The 20,835-nt window shown below is 71.4% G+C and carries 17 protein-coding genes and 1 pseudogene; 9 read left to right on the top strand and 9 right to left on the bottom strand.

Going from position 1 to position 20,835, the window contains the following annotated elements; all coding sequences use genetic code 11:
• The first annotated feature begins 70 nt into the window (after positions 1 to 70).
• From EV376_RS22125 to EV376_RS22085, 9 genes are all read left to right on the top strand, one after another.
• On the top strand, positions 71 to 1,612 hold the full coding sequence (locus EV376_RS22125) for a sugar ABC transporter ATP-binding protein (RefSeq protein ID WP_130326150.1): 1,542 nt from the start codon (positions 71 to 73) through the stop codon (positions 1,610 to 1,612).
• Positions 1,609 to 2,679, top strand: a complete 1,071-nt coding sequence (locus tag EV376_RS22120; protein WP_130326148.1) for an ABC transporter permease — start codon at positions 1,609 to 1,611, stop codon at positions 2,677 to 2,679. The genes EV376_RS22125 and EV376_RS22120 overlap by 4 nt, the downstream gene beginning before the upstream one ends.
• Positions 2,676 to 3,668, top strand: a complete 993-nt coding sequence (gene yjfF / locus EV376_RS22115; RefSeq protein WP_130326146.1) for a galactofuranose ABC transporter, permease protein YjfF — start codon at positions 2,676 to 2,678, stop codon at positions 3,666 to 3,668. The genes EV376_RS22120 and yjfF overlap by 4 nt, the downstream gene beginning before the upstream one ends.
• Positions 3,669 to 3,694: 26 nt before the next feature.
• Positions 3,695 to 5,197: an L-arabinose isomerase gene (araA, locus tag EV376_RS22110; protein ID WP_130326144.1), complete on the top strand. Its 1,503-nt coding sequence runs from the start codon at positions 3,695 to 3,697 to the stop codon at positions 5,195 to 5,197.
• A gap of 20 nt (positions 5,198 to 5,217) precedes the next feature.
• On the top strand, positions 5,218 to 7,290 hold the full coding sequence (locus tag EV376_RS22105; protein ID WP_130326142.1) for a family 43 glycosylhydrolase: 2,073 nt from the start codon (positions 5,218 to 5,220) through the stop codon (positions 7,288 to 7,290).
• Positions 7,291 to 7,658: 368 nt separating this feature from the next.
• Positions 7,659 to 8,648: a LacI family DNA-binding transcriptional regulator gene (locus EV376_RS22100; RefSeq protein WP_207228276.1), complete on the top strand. Its 990-nt coding sequence runs from the start codon at positions 7,659 to 7,661 to the stop codon at positions 8,646 to 8,648.
• Between the two features lie 190 nt (positions 8,649 to 8,838).
• Positions 8,839 to 10,248, top strand: coding sequence for a pyridoxal-dependent decarboxylase (locus EV376_RS22095; RefSeq protein ID WP_130326138.1), 1,410 nt, complete (start codon positions 8,839 to 8,841; stop codon positions 10,246 to 10,248).
• A gap of 48 nt (positions 10,249 to 10,296) precedes the next feature.
• Positions 10,297 to 11,142, top strand: a complete 846-nt coding sequence (locus tag EV376_RS22090) for an SDR family oxidoreductase (protein WP_130326136.1) — start codon at positions 10,297 to 10,299, stop codon at positions 11,140 to 11,142.
• 63 nt (positions 11,143 to 11,205) lie between these two features.
• Complete coding sequence (locus tag EV376_RS22085; protein WP_130326134.1) at positions 11,206 to 11,649, top strand: OsmC family protein; 444 nt, start codon at positions 11,206 to 11,208, stop codon at positions 11,647 to 11,649.
• Between the two features lie 75 nt (positions 11,650 to 11,724).
• Here EV376_RS22085 and EV376_RS22080 read toward each other — a convergent pair.
• The 9 genes and pseudogenes from EV376_RS22080 to EV376_RS22040 all read right to left on the bottom strand — a co-directional run.
• Positions 11,725 to 12,075 (bottom strand): annotated as a pseudogene (locus EV376_RS22080) (DMT family transporter); the annotation flags it as partial.
• Positions 12,076 to 12,100: 25 nt separating this feature from the next.
• Positions 12,101 to 13,228 carry a hypothetical protein gene (locus tag EV376_RS22075; RefSeq protein WP_130326130.1) on the bottom strand — a complete coding sequence of 376 codons (1,128 nt, stop codon included), beginning with the start codon at positions 13,226 to 13,228 and terminating at the stop codon, positions 12,101 to 12,103.
• Positions 13,221 to 15,491, bottom strand: coding sequence for a hypothetical protein (locus EV376_RS30305; protein WP_165438049.1), 2,271 nt, complete (start codon positions 15,489 to 15,491; stop codon positions 13,221 to 13,223). Before EV376_RS30305 ends, EV376_RS22075 begins: the two co-directional genes overlap by 8 nt.
• A gap of 11 nt (positions 15,492 to 15,502) precedes the next feature.
• Positions 15,503 to 16,912 carry a baseplate J/gp47 family protein gene (locus EV376_RS22065; protein WP_130326128.1) on the bottom strand — a complete coding sequence of 470 codons (1,410 nt, stop codon included), beginning with the start codon at positions 16,910 to 16,912 and terminating at the stop codon, positions 15,503 to 15,505.
• A complete protein-coding gene (locus EV376_RS22060; protein WP_130326126.1) occupies positions 16,905 to 17,414 on the bottom strand; it encodes a GPW/gp25 family protein in 510 nt (169 codons plus the stop codon). The genes EV376_RS22065 and EV376_RS22060 overlap by 8 nt, the downstream gene beginning before the upstream one ends.
• 2 nt (positions 17,415 to 17,416) lie before the next feature.
• Positions 17,417 to 17,743 carry a hypothetical protein gene (locus EV376_RS22055; RefSeq protein WP_130326124.1) on the bottom strand — a complete coding sequence of 109 codons (327 nt, stop codon included), beginning with the start codon at positions 17,741 to 17,743 and terminating at the stop codon, positions 17,417 to 17,419.
• Positions 17,743 to 19,728 (bottom strand): hypothetical protein, encoded by a 1,986-nt coding sequence (locus tag EV376_RS22050; RefSeq protein ID WP_130326122.1) that lies wholly within the window; start codon positions 19,726 to 19,728, stop codon positions 17,743 to 17,745. Before EV376_RS22050 ends, EV376_RS22055 begins: the two co-directional genes overlap by 1 nt.
• A complete protein-coding gene (locus EV376_RS22045; RefSeq protein WP_130326120.1) occupies positions 19,725 to 20,333 on the bottom strand; it encodes a hypothetical protein in 609 nt (202 codons plus the stop codon). Before EV376_RS22045 ends, EV376_RS22050 begins: the two co-directional genes overlap by 4 nt.
• The gene (locus EV376_RS22040; protein WP_130326118.1) at positions 20,333 to 20,833 is read right to left on the bottom strand and encodes a hypothetical protein; all 501 of its coding nucleotides are present in this window, start codon (positions 20,831 to 20,833) and stop codon (positions 20,333 to 20,335) included. The genes EV376_RS22045 and EV376_RS22040 overlap by 1 nt, the downstream gene beginning before the upstream one ends.
• Between the last annotated feature and the right edge of the window lie 2 nt (positions 20,834 to 20,835).

The following is a 20,835-nucleotide window of genomic DNA, read 5'->3' as shown; positions in this document are numbered from 1 at the left end:
CGTCCGACCGGCGGCGACCCCGACCCGTCGCTCGCTTCCGTACCGATACCGTGCAGAAGAGGTCTGATGGATGACGGGTAGCCGCCCGGTCCTGGCCATGACCGGGATCAGCAAGACCTTCCCCGGGGTCCGCGCGCTCCACGACGTCGACTTCCGGCTGTTTCCCGGCGAGGTCCACGCCCTGATGGGCGAGAACGGCGCCGGCAAGTCCACCCTGATCAAGGTGTTGACCGGCGTCTACGGCATCGACGAGGGCACGATCAGCCTCGCCGGCGAGCAGGTGGCCTTCAGCGGCCCGATGCAGGCGGCCGCCGCCGGCGTGAGCACCGTCTACCAGGAGATCAATCTCTGCACCAACCTGTCGGTGGCCGAGAACATCTTCATCGGCCGGGAGCCGCGCTGGCTGGGCGCCGTGCGGTGGGGCGAGATCCGGCGGCGAGCGCGCGAACTCCTGGCCCGACTCGATCTCGACCTGGACGTCACCGCGCCGCTGGGCACGTACTCGCTGGCCGTGCAGCAGATGGTCGCCATCGCCCGGGCGATCGACGTGCAGGCCCGGGTGCTGATCCTCGACGAGCCGACCTCCAGCCTGGACGCCGGCGAGGTGGCGCAGCTGTTCCGGATCATGCGGCAGCTGCGCGACCAGGGCATCGCGATCCTGTTCGTCACCCACTTCCTCGACCAGGTGTACGCGATCGCCGACCGCATCACGGTGCTGCGCAACGGCGCCCTGGTGGGGGAGTACCGGACCGGCGAGCTGCCGCAGGTCAGCCTCGTCGAGAAGATGATCGGCAAGGAGTTGGACGTCCTGGAGCGCCTCGACGAGCAGCAGAACCGAACCGCCGCCGTCCGGGCCGACGCGGTGCCGCTGGTGGACGCCGCGGAGTTCGGCCGCCGGGGGGCGGTCAGCCCGTTCAGCCTGCGCATCCACGCCGGTGAGGTGGTCGGCCTGGCCGGCCTGCTCGGTTCCGGCCGCACCGAGGTGGCGCGGCTGCTCTTCGGCGCCGACCGCGCCGACCACGGGCAGATCACGGTGGACGGCGCGAAGGTGTGGTTGCGTAGCCCGGTCCAGGCGATCGACCGCGGGGTCGGCTTCTGCTCCGAGAACCGCCGCGCGGAGGGCATCATCCCCGAGCTGTCGGTGCGCGAGAACATGCTCCTCGCGATGCAGGCGGCCCGCGGCTGGCTGCGACCGATTCCCCGACGCCGGCAGGACGACCTGGTCGACAGGTACGTCAAGGCGCTCAGCATCCGACCGGCCGACCCCGACCTGCCGGTGCGCAACCTCTCCGGCGGCAACCAGCAGAAGGTGCTCCTGGCCCGCTGGCTCATCACCGAGCCGCGCCTGCTGATCCTCGACGAACCCACGCGCGGCATCGACGTCGGCGCGAAGGCCGAGATCCAGCGGCTGGTGGTGGAGCTGTCCGACGGCGGCATGGCGGTGCTGTTCATCTCCGCCGAGCTGGAGGAGGTGCTGCGGCTGAGCCACCAGGTCGCCGTCATGCGTGACCGGACGATGGTGGCCCGCCTCGGCAACGACGACAGCCTCGACGCGGACCGCGTCATGCGAACCATCGCCCGTGGCGCCGACGACGCGGAGGCGGACCGATGACCGCCGTCGCCGACCGGCTCCGCCCGCTGACCGGTCACCGCCTGTTCTGGCCCGCCCTCGTGCTGGTGGTCATGATCGTCGCCAACGCGATCTACCGGCCCGGCTTCCTGTCCATCGAGGTCAAGAACGGACACCTCTACGGCACCCCGATCGACATCCTCCGGCTGAGCGCGCCGCTGATCCTGGTCGCGCTCGGCATGACCCTGGTCATCGCCACCGGTGGCATCGACCTGTCCGTCGGCTCACTGTGCGCCATCAGCGGCGCCATCGCCTGTCTCTACATCAGCGAGGCGCCGGATCAGAACAGCCCGTCCACCGTCGTCACGGCACTCGCCCTGGCCCTCGGGGCCGCGCTCGTGCTCGGCATGTGGAACGGGGTGCTGGTCGCCGTCATCGGCATCCAGCCCATCATCGCCACGCTGATCCTGATGGTGGCCGGTCGGGGCCTCGCCCAACTCGTCACCGAGGGCCAGATCATCACGATCAATTCCGGCCCGTACCGGGCCATCGGGCTCGGGCACCTCCTGACCCTGCCACTGGCGATCTTCATCGCTCTGGCGGCGGCCCTCGTCGTCGCCGCGTTCACCCGCCGTACCGCCCTCGGCCTGATCGTCGAGTCGGTGGGCGGCAACGCCGAGGCGAGCCGGCTGGCCGGTATCCGCTCGGGCCGGGTCGTCTTCCTCGTCTACGTGGTGAGCGCGGCCTGCGCGGCGCTCGCCGGCTTCATGATCACCGCGAACGTCTCCAGCGCCGACGGCAACGCCGCCGGCCTCTGGATCGAGCTCGACGCGATCCTCGCGGTGGTCATCGGGGGCACGTCGCTCGCGGGCGGACGGTTCTTCCTCAGCGGCACCATCCTCGGCGCGCTGATCATCCAGACCCTCACCACCACGGTGTACGCCATGAACATCTCGCCGCAGACGTCACTGCTGTTCAAGGCCGTCGTCGTCATCGCCGTCTGCCTCATCCAGGCGCCGGCCTTCCGCGCCAGGTTCACCCGCCGCCGCCGCGGCACCGCGCCGAGACCGGCGAGCCGGCAGCGGGAGAAGGAGCAGGTGTCGGCATGAGCAGCCCCTCGGTGACCGTCGGCCGCATCCGGCGGCTCTCCCTGCCCCGCCGGCACGTGCCGGTCCTGGCCACCCTCGCCCTGCTGCTGGTGATGTACGGCATCGGGGTGTCCCAGTACCGGGCGTTCTCCAACATCCAGGTCGTCTACAACGTCTTCATCGACAACGGCTTCCTGCTCGTCGTCGCGGTCGGCATGACCTTCGTGATCCTCACCGGCGGCATCGACCTGTCGGTCGGCTCGGTGGTCGCGATGACCGCGATGGTGTCGGCCGCCCTGCTCCAGGACGGACTGCCCGCGGCCCTGGTGCTCGCCATCGCCCTGCTGATCGGCCCGGCACTCGGTTTCCTGATGGGCTGCGCGATCCACTTCTTCGACATCCAGCCGTTCATCGTCACCCTCGCCGGGATGTTCTTCGCCCGTGGCATGTGCACCTTCATCAGCGACGCGTCCGTCCCCATCACCGACGGCTTCTGGACCGCCATGTCCCAGGAGCGCATCGGCAACCCCGCCGGGAACTTCGTGTCGATCAGCGTGTTGATCGCATTCGCGGTGGTGCTCGTCGCCGCGTACGTGCTCGCGTACACCCGCTTCGGCCGCAACGTGTACGCGATCGGCGGCAACCCGCAGTCGGCGCTGCTCATGGGCCTGCCGGTGGGGCGTACCCGGATCGCCGTCTACACGGTCAGCGGGCTCTGCTCGGCGATCGGCGGCATCCTGCTGTCGTTCTACACGCTCTCCGGCGCCCCGCTGATCGCCGTCGGCATGGAGCTGGACGTGATCGCGGCGGTCGTCATCGGCGGCACCGTGCTCACCGGCGGGTCCGGCTACGTCTTCGGCACCGTGCTGGGCGTGCTGGTGCTGGGTGTCATCCAGACCCTGATCACGTTCGACGGCAGCCTCAACTCGTGGTGGACCAAGATCGTGATCGGCGGGCTGCTCTTCGCCTTCATCCTTCTCCAGCGCCTCATCGGCATCCGCATCAAGTGACCGCCCCTCTCGCGGAAGGCAACTCCATGGCAACGCATCCCGAACCCGAGGTCTGGTTCCTCACCGGCAGCCAGGGCCTGTACGGCGAGGACACCCTCCGGCAGGTCGCCGACCAGTCCCGGCGGATCGCCGCGCAGCTCGACGGTTCGCCGGGCATCCCGGTGCGGGTGGTCTGGAAGCCGGTCCTGACCTCCAGCGCCGACATCCTCAAGGCCTGTCGGGACGCGGCCGGGCAGGGAGCGGTCGGGGTGATCGCCTGGATGCACACCTTCTCGCCCGCCAAGATGTGGATCGCCGGCCTGGACGCGCTGCAGACGCCGCTGCTGCACCTGCACACCCAGGCCAACGTCCTGCTGCCCTGGGACGAGATCGACATGGACTTCATGAACTTGAACCAGGCGGCACACGGTGACCGCGAGTTCGGATTCATCCAGACCCGGCTCGGCGTCGCCCGCAAGACCGTCGCCGGCCACGTGAGCGATCCGCGGGTGGTCGCGCGGGTCGGCGCCTGGGCGCGTGCGGCGCTGGGCTGGTCGGCGATGCGCTCCCTGCGGCTGGCCCGCTTCGGCGACAACATGCGCGACGTCGCCGTGACCGAGGGCGACAAGGTCGAGGCCGAGCTGCGCTTCGGCGTGTCGGTGAACACCTACGGCGTCAACGACCTCGTCGCGGTCGTCGACCAGGTGGCCGAGGCCGAGATCGACGACCTGGTCAAGGCGTACGACGACACGTACCGGGTCGATCCGCAACTGCGCCCGGGCGGTGCGCGCCACGACTCCCTGCGCTACGCCGCACGGTTGGAACTGGGCCTGCGGACCTTCCTCGACGAGGGCGGCTTCCGGGCCTTCACCACCAACTTCGAGGACCTCGGCGGCCTGCGCCAACTGCCCGGCATCGCCGTGCAGCGGCTGATGAGCGACGGCTACGGCTTCGGCGGCGAGGGTGACTGGAAGACGTCCGTGCTGGTCCACACCCTCAAGGCGATGGCGGTCGGGGTCGAGGGCGGGACGTCGTTCATGGAGGACTACACCTACGACCTCACCCCCGGCGAGGAACTGGTGCTCGGCGCCCACATGCTCGAGGTGTGCCCGACGATCGCCGGTGGCACCCCGAGCGTCGAGATCCATCCGCTGAGCATCGGCGGGCGGGAGGATCCGGTCCGGTTGGTCTTCGACGCCGCGCCGGGGCCGGCGGTGGTGCTGGGCCTGGCGGACATGGGGGAGCGCTTCCGCCTGGTCGCCAACGAGGTCGACGTGGTGACACCGCCGCATCCGCTGCGCCGGCTGCCGGTGGCCCGGGCCGTCTGGCGGCCCCGCCCGCACCTCCCGGGGTCGGCGGAGGCCTGGATCACCGCCGGTGCCCCGCACCACACCGTGCTGTCGCAGGCCGTCGGTGTCGAGGAGCTGCACGACCTCGCCGAGATGACCCGCACCGAACTCGTCGTCATCGACGCCGACACCGACCCGCGGCGCTTCGCGGACGAACTTCGCTGGAACCAGGCGTACTACCGGCTCGCCCGGGGGTTCTGAGCCTGGTCGGAAGGAGAATCATGGTTGCCGTCGAAAGGCCGACGCGGCCACGTACGTGGTGGTCCCGACTGGTCGCTGCGGTTGTCGCGGTCGTGGTGGGTGGTGCGCTGGTCGGGGTCCCGCCGTCGCCGGCGTCGGCTGCGGTCGTGGACACCGGTGCCTGGTACGTGCTGGTGAACCGCAACAGCGGCAAGGCGTTGGACGTGTACAACCGGGCCACGAACGACGGGGCGCGGATCACGCAGTGGTCGCGTAACGACGGGAACTGGCAGCAGTGGCAGTTCGTGGATTCCGGCGGGGGCTACTACCGGCTGCGGTCGCGACACTCCGGCAAGGTGCTGGACGTGGCCAACTTCTCCACGGCCAACGGGGCGAGCATCGTGCAGTGGTCGGATCACAACGGGACGAACCAGCAGTTCCGGTTGGCGGACTCGGCCGGTGGCCAGGTGCGGCTCATCAACCGGAACTCGAACAAGGTGCTGGAGGTGCAGAACGCCTCGACCGCTGACGGCGGCAACATCGTGCAGTACGACGACTTCAACGGTGCCCACCAGCAGTGGCAACTCGTACGCGTCGGTGACACCGGCAACCCCGGCGGCAGCTTCACCAACCCGGTGGTCTGGCAGGACTTCGCCGACGTCGACATCATCCGGGTCGGCGACGTCTACTACCTGTCCGCCTCCACCATGCACTACTCGCCCGGCGCACCGGTGCTGCGCTCCTGGGACCTGGTGAACTGGGAGTTCGCCGGCCACTCGGTGCCGAGGCTGGACTTCGGGTCGAAATACGACCTGAGCGGCGGCGCCCACGCGTACGTCGACGGCATCTGGGCCTCCACGCTGAACTACCGGCCGAGCAACCGGACCTTCTACTGGGCCGGCTGCATCGACTTCGCCCAGACCCACATCTACACCGCGTCCGCCGTCGACGGCACCTGGACCCGGCACACCACCATCCCCACCTGCTACTACGACGCGGGGATGCTGATCGACGACAACGACACGATGTATGTCGCCTACGGCAACGGGACCATCAGCGTGGCCCAACTCTCCGCCGACGGGCGTACCCAGGTGCGGGCCCAGCAGGTCTACCAGACCCCGTCGACCATCGGGACCCTGGAGGGAGCCCGGTTCTACAAGCGCAACGGCGCCTACTACATCTGGCTCACCCGGCCCGCCAACGGCCAGTACGTGCTGAGGTCCACCAACGGTCCGTTCGGCCCGTACGAGCAGCGACAGGTGCTGCTCGACATGCCGGGGCCGATCGCCGGTGGCGGTGTTCCACACCAGGGCGGGCTGGTGCAGACCCAGAGCGGCGCCTGGTACTACATGGCCTTCACCGACGCGTACCCCGGCGGCCGGATGCCGACGCTGGCGCCGATCACCTGGACCGCCGACGGCTGGCCGCAGGTGCAGGCCGTCAACGGCGCCTGGGGCCTCAACTACCCCCACCCCCTGCCGCTGCGACCGGTCAAGCCGCTCACCGGCACCGACACCTTCCCCGGCACGACCCTGGGCGTCCAGTACGAATGGAACCACAACCCGGACAACGGCCGGTGGTCGGTGAACGACGGCCTGCGGCTGCAGACCGCGTCGGTGACCAACGACCTCTACCGGGCCCGCAACACGCTGACCCACCGGATCCAGGGGCCGACCTCCACCGGAACCATCGAACTGGACTACTCGGCGATGCGCGACGGCGACCGGGCCGGTCTCGCGATGCTGCGGGACAGGTCGGCGTGGATCGGCGTCAAACGGGACAACGGGACGGCCCGGGTGGTCATGACCAACGGCCTGACCATGGGTACCGACAACTGGAACACCACCGGGACCGGCACCGAGATCGCCAGCGCGCCGGTGTCCGGCGGACGGATCTGGCTGCGGGCCAACGCGGACATCCGACCCGGCTCCGGCCGGCAGGCGAGGTTCTCGTACAGCACCGACGGGGTGAACTTCGTCCCGCTGGGCAATGCGCTGACCCTCAACAACGCCTGGCAATTCTTCATGGGATACCGGTTCGGCATTTTCAACTACGCCACCCAATCGCTGGGCGGAACGGTGACCGTACGCCAGTTCTCGGTGACGACACCGTGACCGCCGCCATCGCTTCGAAGCACCCCGCGCGCCCCGCCGCGGGCAGCGGAATCGGCCCCCCGGTGGAGCGCGCGCCGCAGGTCCGGAAGGGGGGACGGTGACCGGTGCGCCTCGTCGGCAGCGGCCCGAAGGATGCGTTACCTCAATTCTCCGGCATTCCGCCACGACACCGGAGCGGTGGCTTCGGCCGCGCCGTATCCGGCGGGACAACTGACGTAGACTGTCGGCGATTCAAACTCGGCCGCCCGGAAAGGCACCGGCGGCCGCGTGAGCGATTCGTGCCACCCTGGCCGGTCCCAGTCGGCGCCGACCGGGCGCGGTCGCCACGGGCACGCGGGGAAGGTGAGGTGGCCGTGCGCGGTCCTGCGATGACGGACGTGGCTCGCCTCGCCGGCGTCTCCCACCAGACGGTGTCCCGGGTCCTCAACGGGCACCCGAACGTGCGCGAGCAGACCCGCCTGCGGGTCCAGGCCGCGATCGCCGAACTCGGCTACCGGCCCAACCGGGCCGCCCGCGCGCTGGTCACCGGCCGATCCCAGGTGATCGGCGTGGTAGCCCAGAACACCACCCTCTACGGCCCGGCCTCGCTGCTGGCCGCCCTCGAACAGGCGGCGGCCGAGGCCGGCTTCGCGGTCAGCGTCGGCAGCGTACGCGACCTCGACCATCGGTCGATCTCGGCCGCGGTCGAGCGGCACCTGGCACACCGGGTCGCCGGCATCGTGGTGATCGCTCCGGTCGAGTCCGCCGGGGAGGCTCTCGAGCGGCTGCCCAACGACGTGCCCCTGGTGACCGTCGACGGCGACCCCCGTCGGCCGGTGCCCCTGGTGACGGTCGACCAGGTCGCCGGTGCCCGAGCCGCCACGCAGCACCTGCTCGACGCCGGGCACCGGACGGTCTGGCACGTGTCGGGGCCGTCGGACTGGTTCGACAGCGCCGGGCGGATCGAAGGATGGCGGGCGGCGTTGCAGGAGGCCGGCGCGGAGGTGCCGCCCCTGGTGCCGGCGGACTGGTCTGCGGCGGCCGGCTACCGGTGTGGGCAGATGCTGGCCCGGATGCCCGAGGTCACCGCGGTCTTCACCGCCAACGACCACCTGGCGCTCGGGGTGCTGCGGGCGCTGCACGAGCACGGCCGGCGGGTTCCGGACGACATCAGCGTGGTCGGCTTCGACGACGTGCCCGAGGCGGCATACTTCATCCCGCCGCTGACGACCGTGCGGCCCGACTTCGCGGCGGTCGGCCGGGCGAGCCTGGATCTGCTGCTGGCCCAGATCGAGTCGGACGTCGTCGGCCCGTTGCGGCAGACCATCGCACCGACCCTCATTCCGCGTCGCAGCGTCGGCGGCCCGCCGCCACGCTGACCCGCGGCCGGAGACAACAGACAGACGTTTGCGGAACGGATTGGAACGGCCCCGAACGGGTCCGAACGCCCGTTCGCGTCGCCACCGAGGCGACTGTTTCCACCGATGGTCAGGACGAGAACGCTTGTCATCGCCGCCTGGCCGCAGTGGAATTTCGAGAAACCATGGCCGACAACGCGGGAAGTGCGCGATGGATCAACGGATCGGGGAGTCCCACCGGCACCGGGACGACCTCCGGGAGCTTCTCGTGCGGGCGGCCGGGCACGCGGCCGGGTTCCGGGCCTCGCTGCCGGATCGCCCGGTGCGACCCCAGGCGGACCTCGCCACGCTCCGCAAGGCGTTCGGCGGGCCGTTGCCCGCGGATCCGGCACCGCCGGACGAGGTGCTCGCCGAACTGGTCGCGGCCGCCGAGCCCGGGCTGATGGGGTCACCGGGGCCGCGGTTCTTCGGCTTCGTCGTCGGCGGGGCGCTCCCGGCGGCGACGGCGGCGGACATGCTCGCGGTCGGCTGGGATCAGAACGCGTTCAACGCCGCTCTGGCACCGGCCGGCATCGCCGCCGAGGAAGCGGCGGGTGCGTGGATCAAGGAGCTGCTGCGCGTACCGCCGTCCGCGTCGGTCGGATTCGTCACCGGCGCTCAGGCCGCCAACACGGTGGGCCTGGTGACCGCGCGGCACCACGTACTGGCCCAGGCGGGTTGGGATGTCGAGCGGCGCGGCCTCGGTGGCGCGCCGGAGATCCGGGTGGTGGTGGGGCAGGAGCGGCACGCCACGATCGACCGCTCCGTGCGGCTGGTCGGGATCGGCACCGACGCCGTCGCGACGGTGCGGGCCGACCGCAACGGCGCCATCGACGTCGCGGATCTGGAGCGCGTCCTGGCCTCCGGTGGCGGCCGACCGACGATCGTCTGCCTGCAGGCCGGCAACGTCAACACGGGTGCCTGCGACGACCTGCGCGCGGCGACCGGACTCGCCCACCGGTACGGGGGCTGGGTCCACGTGGACGGTGCCTTCGGGCTGTGGGCGGCGGCCTCGCCGGCGAAGCGACACCTGGTCGACGGGGTCGAGTTGGCCGACTCGTGGGCGTGCGACGCGCACAAGTGGCTGAACGTGCCGTACGACTCGGCCTTCGCGATCACCGCACGGCCGGACGCGCACGCCGCGGCGATGTCGTACTCCGCCGCCTACCTCACCGGGGCCGGCGCGACGACCGGAGGCGCCGACTACACCGCCGAGTCGTCTCGCCGCTCGCGCGGGTTCGCGGTGTGGGCGGCGTTGCGTGAGCTGGGACGCGACGGCGTGGCCGGGCTCGTGGAGCGCTGCTGCGCGCTGGCGGAGCGGTTCGCCGGCGGGATGCGCGCCGCCGGATTCGAGGTCGCCAACGACGTGGTACTGAACCAGGTGCTGGTCGGCTTCGGCGACGACGCCCGGACCGACGACGTCGTCGCGGCCGTGCAGCGCGACGGCACCTGCTGGCTGGGCGCGACAACCTGGCGCGGCCGGCGGCTCATGCGGATCTCGGTCGCCAACCACCTGACCACCGAGGCGGACGTGGACCGCAGCGTGGCCGCGATCACCCGAATCGCCCGTAGCGCGGCCTGAGCCGGCGCGGCTGAAGGTCACGCCACGGATCCGGTACGGTCGGGCGCGATGACCTCGAACCCACTTTCCGCCGGCCTCCCGCCGGCCGGCGACCTGGCCGGTCGGGTCGCTCTGGTCACCGGCGCCAACCACGGCATCGGTGCCGCCACCGCCGTCGCGCTGGCCGCGCGGGGCGCCGCCGTGCTGGTGACCTACCTTCGGCTGCACGACGAGGCCGACCCGGGAATCCCCGAGCGCTACCGCCGGAACCGGGCCGGCGACGCGACGGCGGTGACCGAACGCATCGCACAGGCCGGTGGCCGGGCGGTCGCCGCGGAAGCCGACCTCACCGACCCGGCCGCGCCGGCGCGGCTGTTCGACCTGGCCGAGCGCGAGCTGGGCACGGTGGACATCCTGGTCAACAATGCCACCGGCTGGCTCGCCGACACCTTCAAGCCGGTCCGCAGCGACCGGCACGGCCGGGCCCTGCGGCCGGTCTCCGCCGACTCGTTCGACCGTCAGTTCGCGGTGGACGCCCGGGCCGGCGCGCTGCTGATCGCCGAGTTCGCCCGCCGCAACATCGCCGCCGGGCACGGTTGGGGGCGGATCGTCAGCCTCACCTCCGGCGGTCCCGACGGCTTTCCGGAGGAGGTCTCGTACGGGGCGGCGAAGGCCGCCCTGGTCAACTACACGATGGCCGCCGCTCACGAGCTCGCGCCGTACGGGATCACCGCCAACGCGGTGCACCCACCGGTCACCGACACCGGCTGGGTCAGCGACGAGGTCCGCGCGGCGGTCCGCGACGACCCGAACCTGTCGCGGGTGGCGGAGCCCGAGGAGGTCGCCGAGGTCATCGCCTTCCTGACCGGCGAGGGAGGCCGGCTGATCTCCGGCAATCTGCTGCACCTGCGCTGACCGGTCTCGCTCCGGCCAGGGCGGTACCGATGTGACCGCCGGCGAGGGGTAGCGTTCCCGGTCATGAGCGCCAGCACCTTCCGCTCGGTGGAGATCGAGCGCACCAGCGTCGGCCAGTACGTCGTGCGGAACGTCCGCGGTGGATCGATATCGATGGGCACCGGCGAGGACGGCAGCTTCACCCCGGTGGAGCTGCTCCTGGCCGCCATCGCCGGCTGCACCGCCGTGGACGTGGATCACTTCACCAGCCGCCGCGCCGAGCCGACCCGGTTCTCCGTCGAGGCCACCGGCGACAAGGTTCGGGACGAGACCGGGGGAAACCGGATGCAGAACCTCACGGTCACCTTCACCGTGGAGTTCCCGGCGGGAGCCGACGGCGACAAGGCGCGCGAGGCGTTGCCCCGGTCGCTGCAGCAGTCGCACGACCGGCTGTGCACCGTTTCCCGCACCGTCGAACTCGGCACGCCCGTCTCGATCGTCGCGACCACCGGCTCCCCGGGGAGCTGAGCGCCGGCCGCGGCCGGTCGGGGTCGTCGTCCACCCCGCCGCGCTGGCGCATCCCGGCCGGCTCCGGCCGCCCGGTCAGTGCGTCGTCGCCCCGCCCACGTTGAGGGTCACCACACCGGCGACGATGAGGCTGATCCCGACCACCTTGGCCGGCGTGATCGGCTCGTTCAGGAAGGCCGCGCCCATGGCGACGATCGCCGCGGTGCCGAGGGCCGACCACAGCGCGTACGCGACACCGACCGGGATGTCCTTCACCGCCTGCGACAGCGCGGCGAAGGAGACCAGGTAGCCGGCGAGGCAGGCGACCGTCGGCCAGAGCCGGCTGAATCCGTCGGTCGCCTTGAGCATGCTGGTGGCGAAGACCTCGGCCGCGATGGCGGCGAGCAGGAAGACGTACGGCACGGCACCGAACGCTACCGGCCCAACGTCCCGGAGGCGCCGGTGCGCGCCCTCAGCGCAGGTTGGTCAACGTCTTCGCGAACCCCATCCACTCGGCCGCGTCGCCCTCGGTCGCCGGGACGCCCTGCTCGTTCATGATCCGCACGATCGACTCCGGCGACTGCTTCGCCAGCGCGCCGATGGTGTTGACGCCCGCCTTCACCAGCGCGGTGCGGGCCTTGCTGGGCACGGTGTTGAGCTTCGCGACGTCGGCTTCGGTCACCTTCTCCAGTTCGCCCTCGATGCCGAGCGCGACCGAGATCGCCGACTGGGCGCCCATGGTGGTGCGGACGATCGCCGCCTCCCGCTCGCCGACGTCGTTCAGCATGTTGCTCAGCTTGTCGTAGCTGGAGCCGGCCGGCAGCACCTTGAGGATGTCGCGCACCGTGCGCCCGTCGGCGACCTGCTCGTCACCGAAGAGATCCAGGAACTCCTCGAGCACCACCTGGCGGTCGCCGAAGCGCTCCTTGACCTCCGGATGCTCGATGACGAAGCGCTGGAAATACGCGCCGTTCTTCAGCTTCTGCCCGACGAGGACGTCCACGCCGACTGTCTCGACGGCGGGAAGCACCAGCGTGCCGTCCTTGGTCTGCCAGACGCTGACGTTCTTGTCGAGGAAGCGCGTGGTGCCCATGTACTTGCCGAAGTCGAGCACACCCATGTAGTTGGGGATCTTGTCGACGGTGACCGGGCCGAGGTACTGGTAGTCGTAGGTGGAGCTGTTGATCCGGTTGATCTCGGCGCGGATCTCGTCGAGCAGGTGGCGCAGGCTCACCCGCATCGCGGCCATGCAGGCGAACGCCTTGGCGACCCGTTGACCGAGGGCGTCGAGGTCCGCCTCGATGCGGTGGAAACGCTCGTTGAAACCGAGCTCGCCCGGCGTCTGCCCGGCCTGGACGACGTCCTCGCCGTCGACCCAGTCGGTGTGCTGGAAGCTGCGGGCGAACGGCGTCGGCTGGCACGACGGCTCGACCGCGGGGAACGGCTCGACGTAGTTGAAGGTCCGGCGGGTGCGCCCGACGTTCTCGAAGATCCACGACGACACCATCACGGCCGCGTCGGACGGGTGGATCTCCTTCTCCACGAAGGTGTCGTAGAGCTGTTCGACAGTGAGACCGTCAAAGTTGATCTCGTTAGCCATTGCTGCTCTCCTCCGGAGGACTGGGGTCGTAGACACCGCGCTGCTGACGACGCTGGTAGGTGCGGAACGTGCTCGCCACCGTGGGGCGCAGCGGCTCCGCGGTGCCGTCGCCGTCGAGATCGACGTGGCCGCGCCGGATCGCGAACGTGTTCACCTCGACACCGATCGGATAGACCCGGGTCAGGGCGTTCATCAGGCGCTCGTACTGGGCGAGGCTCAGCACCGCGTCCTCGGGCAGCTCCACCCGGAACTCGTACGGGTCGGTACGGCCGGTGCGCACGTAGGAGAGCGCCACGACGGCGAGCACACCGGCGGCGCGCGGCTGCAGCGTCGTCCTGCTGCCGACGGTCTTGATCTGACCGTCGGCCCCGCCGAGCTTGACCAGGTGCCAGCGGAAGCCGGTGCCACGCCGTTCGGCGAGGTTGAGCCCGGCCAGCGGCAGTCCGATCACGCTGACCACGAGCAGCACCCGGTTGCCGTTGTCCACCAACGGCAGCGCCGCGGCGAGGCCCTTGTCCCGCAGCAGCGCCACGAGCTCGCCGAGCTTGGCCGCGGCCGCCGGAGCGCCGGCGACCAGACCGCCGGACAGGGCGGCCGGGAGCTCGACCGTCTCGACGAGCTCCTCGGGGAGCCGGTTGAGCGCGGCGACGACGGGCGCGGGCTCGGTGACCGAGGTGAGGCCGGCGGCAGCGAAGGCCTGGTGCATCGGGTGGCTCGCCGGCCGGGCCGGCACCGTCGCCCAGCGGGTGCGGGCGGCAGCGTCGGTGAGGCTGGCCCAGGCGGGCTCGCCCGCGTCGGCCCACGCCGCGGCCGCCTCGGTCAGACCGGCGAGCAGGAGCGCGTTCGTGCCCGGGTCGCCAGGGGCGTGGAAGTGCGCCTGAAGCTCCTGGGTCGATCCGGCCGCGGCCGATGCCGGGCCGACGATCGTCAGGCCACCGGTCGGCAGGTGGGAGAGGTAGAGCGAGTCGGTGTCGACCCGGTGCACGGTCTGCAGACCGGCGAGCCGCCACAGCCAGGCCAGCTCGGGGTCGGCCGGGGTTCCGGCGGCGAGGGCAGCGGCGATCAGTGCTTCGGCGGTGGTGTCGGTGCCGGGCGTACGGTCGGGGTCCACCAACCGGTTGTGGAGCTGCGCCGCCTGCGCGGCCGTGGGCACGGCCAGGTCGATGCCCAGACCCAGCTGGTACCTGCTGCCCGCGCTGGCGTCCTGTGCCCGCTGCACGGTGAACGTGCCGAGGAACCCGAGCGCCCGACAGATCCGGCCGGCCCGGTCGAGCGCCTGGGCGAGCGGCGGTGCGACCGCGTGCGTGGCCGCGAAGGCGAACGAACGCCGCAGCCGCTCCCGCAGGTCGTCAACGGCCGCGGAGCGGCGGGCGGAGAGCCGCCGCGCGGCGTGCACGGCGTCGTTGGCGGCACCGGCCGCGGGCAGGACGAGCAGGTCGCGGCGGATCAGGGCGAGGAAGTTGTCGCGGTGGGCGACCGGTCCGACCGCCATCAGGTGCACCGCGACGGCGAACTGGTCGTCCTCCTCCCGCACCCTCGGCCGCACCCCGTCGGGCAGGTCCTCGAAGAGCTCGTCGAGCAGACCGTCGATGGCCCCGGGGGTGGGGAGCAGGAAGCGCCGGTACATGCGCAGCCGACGCAGGTAGTCGTCGTCGGACTCGACCTCCGACGCGGTGAGCCGCCGCGCGAAGACGTTCCCGGTCGAGGCCTCGTAGACGAGCTCGTCGTCGAAGCGGGCCACCCCGACGTCCGCGCCGGCCCGGTCGAGGGCGTCCCGGCGGGCGTGGCGCAGCGAGCGGTAGGCGTGGATCTCCCGCAGGGCGCGGCGCAGCCGCACCTTCTCGTGGGCGAGCAGGTAGAGCAGGCGACCCAGGTTGCCTTCGATGACGGCGAACTCGACCGTGCCGACGAGCCCGGCGTCGACCGCCACGGTGAAGGGCGGCACCAACTCGCCGGGGAAGGCGTGGACCGGGACCGAGGCGCCGGCCTCGCTCCACGGGGCGAACTCGACCCGGGGCAGCACCACCTCGTCGGGGCCGTCGGGGTCGAGGCGGCTCTCGACGGCGACCGTCTCCTCGTCCAGATCGCGCTTGAGCACCGCGATGAGCAGGGTGCGCCGGGTGGTCCAGTCCACGTCGGCGGTGCCGTCGGCCGCGACGGGGACCGCCGTGCGGGTGGCCGTGCCGACGTACGGGCCTTCGAGCTGCCCGAGGAGGTTCTTCTCGACCGCCGCGCCCGGGCCGTCCACCGCAACTGCCGCCATGGCCGTCCCCCTCAGGCAATCGTGAACGGACGCGGGACGTCGCGGTCCACGTAGGCTGGGATCTGGTTCGCCGCCAGGTCGGCGTTCGCACCGACCGGGAGCTTCTGGGTCCCGTCGCCGACCGGTGCGGTCGCGGTGACGACGGTCGACGCGTCGGCGGGGAAGCGAACCAGGCGCAGGTTGCGCACATCGGCGATGCCCGGCTCGTTCATCAGCGTCCAGACGACCTCGGCGACCCGCACCGGCTCCCCGAAGGGCAGCTCGTCGACGTATCTGCGCAGCCGCGCGTGCAGGCGGGAGCGCAGCTCGGCCGCCGCGGTCGAGGCGTTGATCGTCTCCTTCGAGCCGGTGGGCAGCGGTAGGCCACGCACGACCAGGTCGGCCTCGACGCCGATGCCGACCTCCTCGGCCTTCTCGACCGAGGCGAAGATGCCGATCGGGCGCAGGTCCTCGATCACCGTCTCCACGGCCGCTTTGAGGCCGTCCGGCCCATCCCAGATCGCGGCGGCGGTCGGGGCGACCAGCACCGTGAAGTAGTACGGGTTGCCGAGGTCCCGCTCGCCGGCGAAGACCCGGTCGATGAAGTTGAAGTTGCCGAAGATGGACTGGTTGATGTCGAGACCGCCCCGCCCGTCGAAGACCTGCACCTGGCGTACCCCTGGCACGGTGCCCACGGCGAGGCCGATCGCCTCGGCGGTCCAGATCGATCGCGGTGCCGCCAGGAGCAGCTGCCGGTAGCGCGTGTCGGTGACGCGCAGCTCGCCTCCGGTGAGCGGGGCGGCGTGCACGATCTCGGTGAGTTCCGCGCCGGCGGCCTGCTCGGCGGCGTCCAGACCGGCGAGTGCGGTGTCGGCCCGATTCCACCTGTCGATCCGCTGGTTGGGCTGCGCCGGGTCGAGGTTGTGCGACGGTCCGGGATAGAAGGCGACCACGGCCGGTTCCCGGGTGTCGTCGGTGGCGGTGAGGACGACCGTCTCGTCCAGGGCGACGTGGTGCCCGCCGGGGGTGGAGAGCCGGGCTCCGCGCGGAAGGACCAGCTGCGGGTGGCCGGCGGGCAGCGTACCCGTCAACTTGACCTTGATGGTGCCGGTGGCCGGGAGGTGCGGGCGGACCATGCCCAGGTCCTCGCCGAGGCGGTCGAGCGCGTCGCCGGTCGCCGAGACGATGTAACCGTTGTCGTAGACGGCGCCGGCGGCGGCCCAGAGCCGGGCGTCCTCCAATGCCGTCAACTCCAGGATCTTCCGGAGGACCGAGCCGCTGGTCAGGTCGGTGTCGTCGCCGAAGAGCAGGCGGGCGGTACTGAGCTTCTCGGCGAGCAGCCGGGCGAACGACTTGGGCACGAACCCGGTCTCGACAATGCCGAACCCGGCCGAGCCGGTCGAGCGCAGTGCCGCGGCGTCGATAGCGAGGATGTCAGACATCGACAGGTAGCTCCCCCAGACGGACCGTCATCCGATCGCCGGAGACGGTTTCGAACTGAACCTGCACGGCGAGGGTGCGCGAGAGCCGCAGCGCGGCCCGCTCCGCGTCGTCGACCGGACCGCCCGGGTCGAGCCGGCCGTCGTCGAGGTTGACGTCGAGGATGCGGTGCACCCGGGGATCGCGGTCGAGCACCTTGATGACCCCGATCCGCACCCGCTCCCGCGCGAGTACCGGGTCGATCGGCTCGACCAGCGCATTGAGGCCGTCGAAGCCGAACTCGGTGTTGAACACGTTGGACCCGCGCAGCGTCGTCAGCGCGACCGAGAGCGCCTGACCGAGGTTGTCGACCCCGCGCACCAGCGCCAGGTCCCTGCCGCGCGCCGTGTCGGTGAAGGTGATGTCCCGGGCCAGGTCGACCCCGGGCATCGTCTCCTCGAAGGCGAGACCCCAGCCGAGCTGCCGCTCACGCCGCGCCCTGCGGTCGGACTCCGCTTGATCCATCTTCAGACCGCCTTCAACTTGGACTGGTTGGCCGTCGCCGTCAGGGTGTTGAGCGAGCCGTCGCTGGTGCCGGCGAACGAGTCGAGCAGCACCGGCTGCCCGGCGACCTTGAGCTTGGTCGCCTCGCCCGCCGTCACACCCGCGACCGAGCTGCACCGGGTGCTGCTGTTGCTGTTCGGCGTCGTGCAGTTGGCGATCGACCGGCCCGCCACCCCGTCCTTGCGCAGGGCCCGGCCGCCCGCGATCTTGAGCTTGGACTGCCCCGAGGTGGACACCGTGCCGGTGGCGGGGCAGCTCACCCGGCTGTCGGTGGTCAGCGCGTAGGGCATCAGTGGACCTCCATCTCGGAGGTGACCTGCACGTCGACCTTGTTCGCCTTCATCGTGATGTCACCGGTGCCGGCGTCCAGTTCGATGGCCTTGCCCTTGATGAGGATCGACCCGTCCTGCTTGAGAACGAGTTTCGCGCCGCCGGTGTGCTCGATCGTGACGCTGCCCTCGTCGGCGGCGCGGGCCGGGCGCTGGTTGCGGTCGCGCAACTGTCCGACGCGGACCGTCAGCTCACCGACCTCGATCACCCGGTGGCCGTCACCGTCGGTGAGGTCGTGCACCACGTTGCCGGTGTGATCGCCGACCGTCTCGGTGTCCGACACCGAGGCGCGCTTGCTCGACGCCACCCCGACCGGAAGCGAGAGCCACCAGTCGCCCGGCTCCGAGCGCGGCGCGTGCCCCGACGGCCAGAGCGCCCCGATCTCGATCGGATCCTCGCCGGCCCCGTTGCGGTAGGCGAGCGCCACCCGCATCCCGGGGTAGCGCGGCAGGACCAGGCCGCAGCCGCCCCAGGCGAACGGGGTCAGGTAGGGCACCCCGTTGACCGGGACCGCGGGCTCGCGCCGGATCGGCACCCGGCGTGCCGCGTTGGGCCGCCCGTCGGAGCGCTCGAGCCCCTCCCAGACGGTCAGGGTCTGTGCCGGCGGCTCGACCGCGCCGCTGGCGTTGGTGGTGCTCCCGCGTACCTCGCCCACCTCGACCGAGCGCGACTCCAGCCGGGCGGCCCGCGCCACCCGTCGTACCTGGTCCGCCGCGGACACGGCACCGCTCGCCCCCGACGATGACGCCGGCTGCGGGCCACCGGTCGGCGTCGCGTCGCTCCAGGTGTCCCAGGCCTGCGCCGTGCTCTCGATCTCCACGCCCGACAGCTGCGTGGCGAAACTCGCCTGGCGCGAGTGGGTGTGCCGGACCGAGCGCACGTAGAGCAACTTGCCCCCGCCACCGCCCACACTGTCCAGGAAGGGTGCCGCGAACGCGCCCGCCAGGGCCACCCCGACGCTCGGCAGGGTGGTGCCCTCGTCGACCGGCGGCGGCTCGAACCGCACCACGTCGCCGGGCTTGAGGTCGGGCCGGCCCCGCAGCGTCAGGTTCCACACCTTGCGGCGCGGTCCGGCGCCGCCCTCGCCCCCGTAGGGGTCGGCGGCCTCGTCCCCCGCCTCGGCGCAGTCGAGCAGCCCCGTGCCGAGCGTCAGCTCCTTCGGTGGGCCCTCCGGGTAGGGGATGGGGCGCTTGCCGATATGGACCGTGCCGTCCCGGATGAGGATCATCTTGCGGCCGTAGAGGTTGCGTCCGAGCTGGATCGCATTGCCGATCGCCTCGACCGCGTCCCGGTACCGCATCCCGACGCCGAACGTCACCGACTCGCTGCCGCCCGCCTCGCCCCGGCCGTGGGTCATCGTCCCGTCCGGGTTGTACTCCCACGGCGCGAACCCGACCGTGGTGCGCCGCCGGATCTCCTGCAGCGCCGCCCGGAAGTTCTCCGCCGTCAGCGGCTCGCCCGTGATCGGTTCGGAGAGCCGCGCGTACGCCTCCTCCACGCAGGTGAGCTCGGTGTCGTAGCCCCGCGTGCCGACCCGGCGGGTCATCTTCTTCACCCGCAGCACCGCGACGAGCGAACGGTGCAGATCGGCGGGGGAGGGGCCGGCGTTGACGCCGAGCAGGTTCGTCAGGTAGGCCCCGGCCGAGGTGTTGGCGTCCCGCCAGAACAGGTGGAGCTTGCAGACGAGATGCAGGCCGCGCGGCCGCTCCGGATCGCGCAGCTTCGCGAAGTCGGCGTCGGTCAGCTGCTCGATCACGATCTTGTACGCGCCGGGCGCCATCCCCTCCGGGAGGGTGGCGTCGATCGAGGCGTAGTACTGCGCGCTCGTGAGGTCCGGCATGATCGTGGTGTTGGCGATGCCGGTCTCGGTCTCCCGGTGGAAGGAGAGCGCCCAGCCCGCGTCGGTGCCGAGCATCGGGCCTGAGGTCGTGTCGCCGGGAATCACCTGATCCACCTCCGTCGCAGTCGCTTGTCAGCCAGACGCAGGTACTCCGGCCGCAGTTCGCCCAGCTCGGACTCGATGCGCAGCGCCAGCGGCTTGCGCCGGAGCACGAACCGGTGCACCGGTGGCGTCCCGAAGACGTCGACCGCCTTGTCGGCGGGACGCCACGCGAGGGAGAGGTAGGAGCCGTAGTCGCCGGCGCCCCGCACCGACCCGGCGCAGAGCCTCCATCCGCACACGAGGATCTCGACCGGACCGCAGCCGCGGCGCAGGCCCGCCGCGAGGGGGATCGCCCCGATCACCGCCGTGCCCTGGCGCACCACCAGGCGCAGCGGCGCCCGCGGCACCAGCGCCGGTGGTTGCGGGTCGGCGACCGGTCGGGGCGCCAGGTCGGTCTCCGAGGAGGAGACGACATCGAGGGGATCGGCGTCCGACCACTGCCGGGCCAGGCCGGTCGGGAGCACCAGGAAGGCGTGCACCGCCTGGTCGATGTCGACGCGGTGCGGAAGGCCGCCGGTGATCGGTTGACGCAGGGCGACGAACCCGGCCGGGACCGCGTCGGGGGAGTGCTCGGGTAAGAGATACCGGTCGATGGGAAAGCGCGGCATCACGAACCTCCGAAATCCGCGAGCGCCCCCACGCCGACGCTGGCGACGTCGAGGAGCTTGCCGAGCAGGCTCGGTCGGGGAAGGTGGGCCATGGAGATCGACACGTCGAGGGCGTCGCGTTTGGCCGCCGAGGCGGTGAAGGTGAGCGACTGCACCTGCATGTCGGTGCGGATCGTCATCGAGGTGACGAGGATCAGCCCGCCGACCGACCCGCCGGACATCGCGGCGAGCGCGGTGCCGCGCTTGCTCGCCTCGGCCATCGTCTCCAGCGCGAACTTCCAGGCGTACCGTTCCGCGCCGACCAGCACCCCCGCGAGCGTGATCGTGTCGTCGTGGGTGGCGACGATCGCCCGGTGCGCGGTGGAGCCGATCGGGGGCAGGTGGTACGTCTGCGCGAGGGTCATCTGGGTGACCGACCACAGCGGGATGGGCAGGATTCCGTCGCTGATCACCGCCGACGGGATGTTGGCGTACTGCAGGAAGCTCGACGTGATGCCCATCG

Source organism: Micromonospora sp. CNZ295 (genome assembly GCF_004217535.1).
This window is presented reverse-complemented; position numbering and strand designations above follow the sequence as displayed.

Excerpts from the sequence above, each read along its gene's own strand:
- EV376_RS22095 (WP_130326138.1), top strand. The coding sequence starts at position 8,839 with ATGGATCAACGGATCGGGGAGTCCCACCGGCACCGGGACGACCTCCGG.
- EV376_RS22090 (WP_130326136.1), top strand. The coding sequence starts at position 10,297 with ATGACCTCGAACCCACTTTCCGCCGGCCTCCCGCCGGCCGGCGACCTG.
- EV376_RS22120 (WP_130326148.1), top strand. The coding sequence starts at position 1,609 with ATGACCGCCGTCGCCGACCGGCTCCGCCCGCTGACCGGTCACCGCCTG.
- EV376_RS22125 (WP_130326150.1), top strand. The coding sequence starts at position 71 with ATGACGGGTAGCCGCCCGGTCCTGGCCATGACCGGGATCAGCAAGACC.
- EV376_RS22100 (WP_207228276.1), top strand. The coding sequence starts at position 7,659 with ATGACGGACGTGGCTCGCCTCGCCGGCGTCTCCCACCAGACGGTGTCC.
- EV376_RS22055 (WP_130326124.1), bottom strand. The coding sequence starts at position 17,743 with ATGCCCTACGCGCTGACCACCGACAGCCGGGTGAGCTGCCCCGCCACC.
- EV376_RS22040 (WP_130326118.1), bottom strand. The coding sequence starts at position 20,833 with ATGGGCATCACGTCGAGCTTCCTGCAGTACGCCAACATCCCGTCGGCG.
- EV376_RS22065 (WP_130326128.1), bottom strand. The coding sequence starts at position 16,912 with ATGTCTGACATCCTCGCTATCGACGCCGCGGCACTGCGCTCGACCGGC.
- araA (WP_130326144.1), top strand. The coding sequence starts at position 3,695 with ATGGCAACGCATCCCGAACCCGAGGTCTGGTTCCTCACCGGCAGCCAG.
- EV376_RS22105 (WP_130326142.1), top strand. The coding sequence starts at position 5,218 with ATGGTTGCCGTCGAAAGGCCGACGCGGCCACGTACGTGGTGGTCCCGA.
- EV376_RS22045 (WP_130326120.1), bottom strand. The coding sequence starts at position 20,333 with ATGCCGCGCTTTCCCATCGACCGGTATCTCTTACCCGAGCACTCCCCC.
- yjfF (WP_130326146.1), top strand. The coding sequence starts at position 2,676 with ATGAGCAGCCCCTCGGTGACCGTCGGCCGCATCCGGCGGCTCTCCCTG.
- EV376_RS30305 (WP_165438049.1), bottom strand. The coding sequence starts at position 15,491 with ATGGCGGCAGTTGCGGTGGACGGCCCGGGCGCGGCGGTCGAGAAGAAC.
- EV376_RS22060 (WP_130326126.1), bottom strand. The coding sequence starts at position 17,414 with ATGGATCAAGCGGAGTCCGACCGCAGGGCGCGGCGTGAGCGGCAGCTC.
- EV376_RS22075 (WP_130326130.1), bottom strand. The coding sequence starts at position 13,228 with ATGGCTAACGAGATCAACTTTGACGGTCTCACTGTCGAACAGCTCTAC.
- EV376_RS22085 (WP_130326134.1), top strand. The coding sequence starts at position 11,206 with ATGAGCGCCAGCACCTTCCGCTCGGTGGAGATCGAGCGCACCAGCGTC.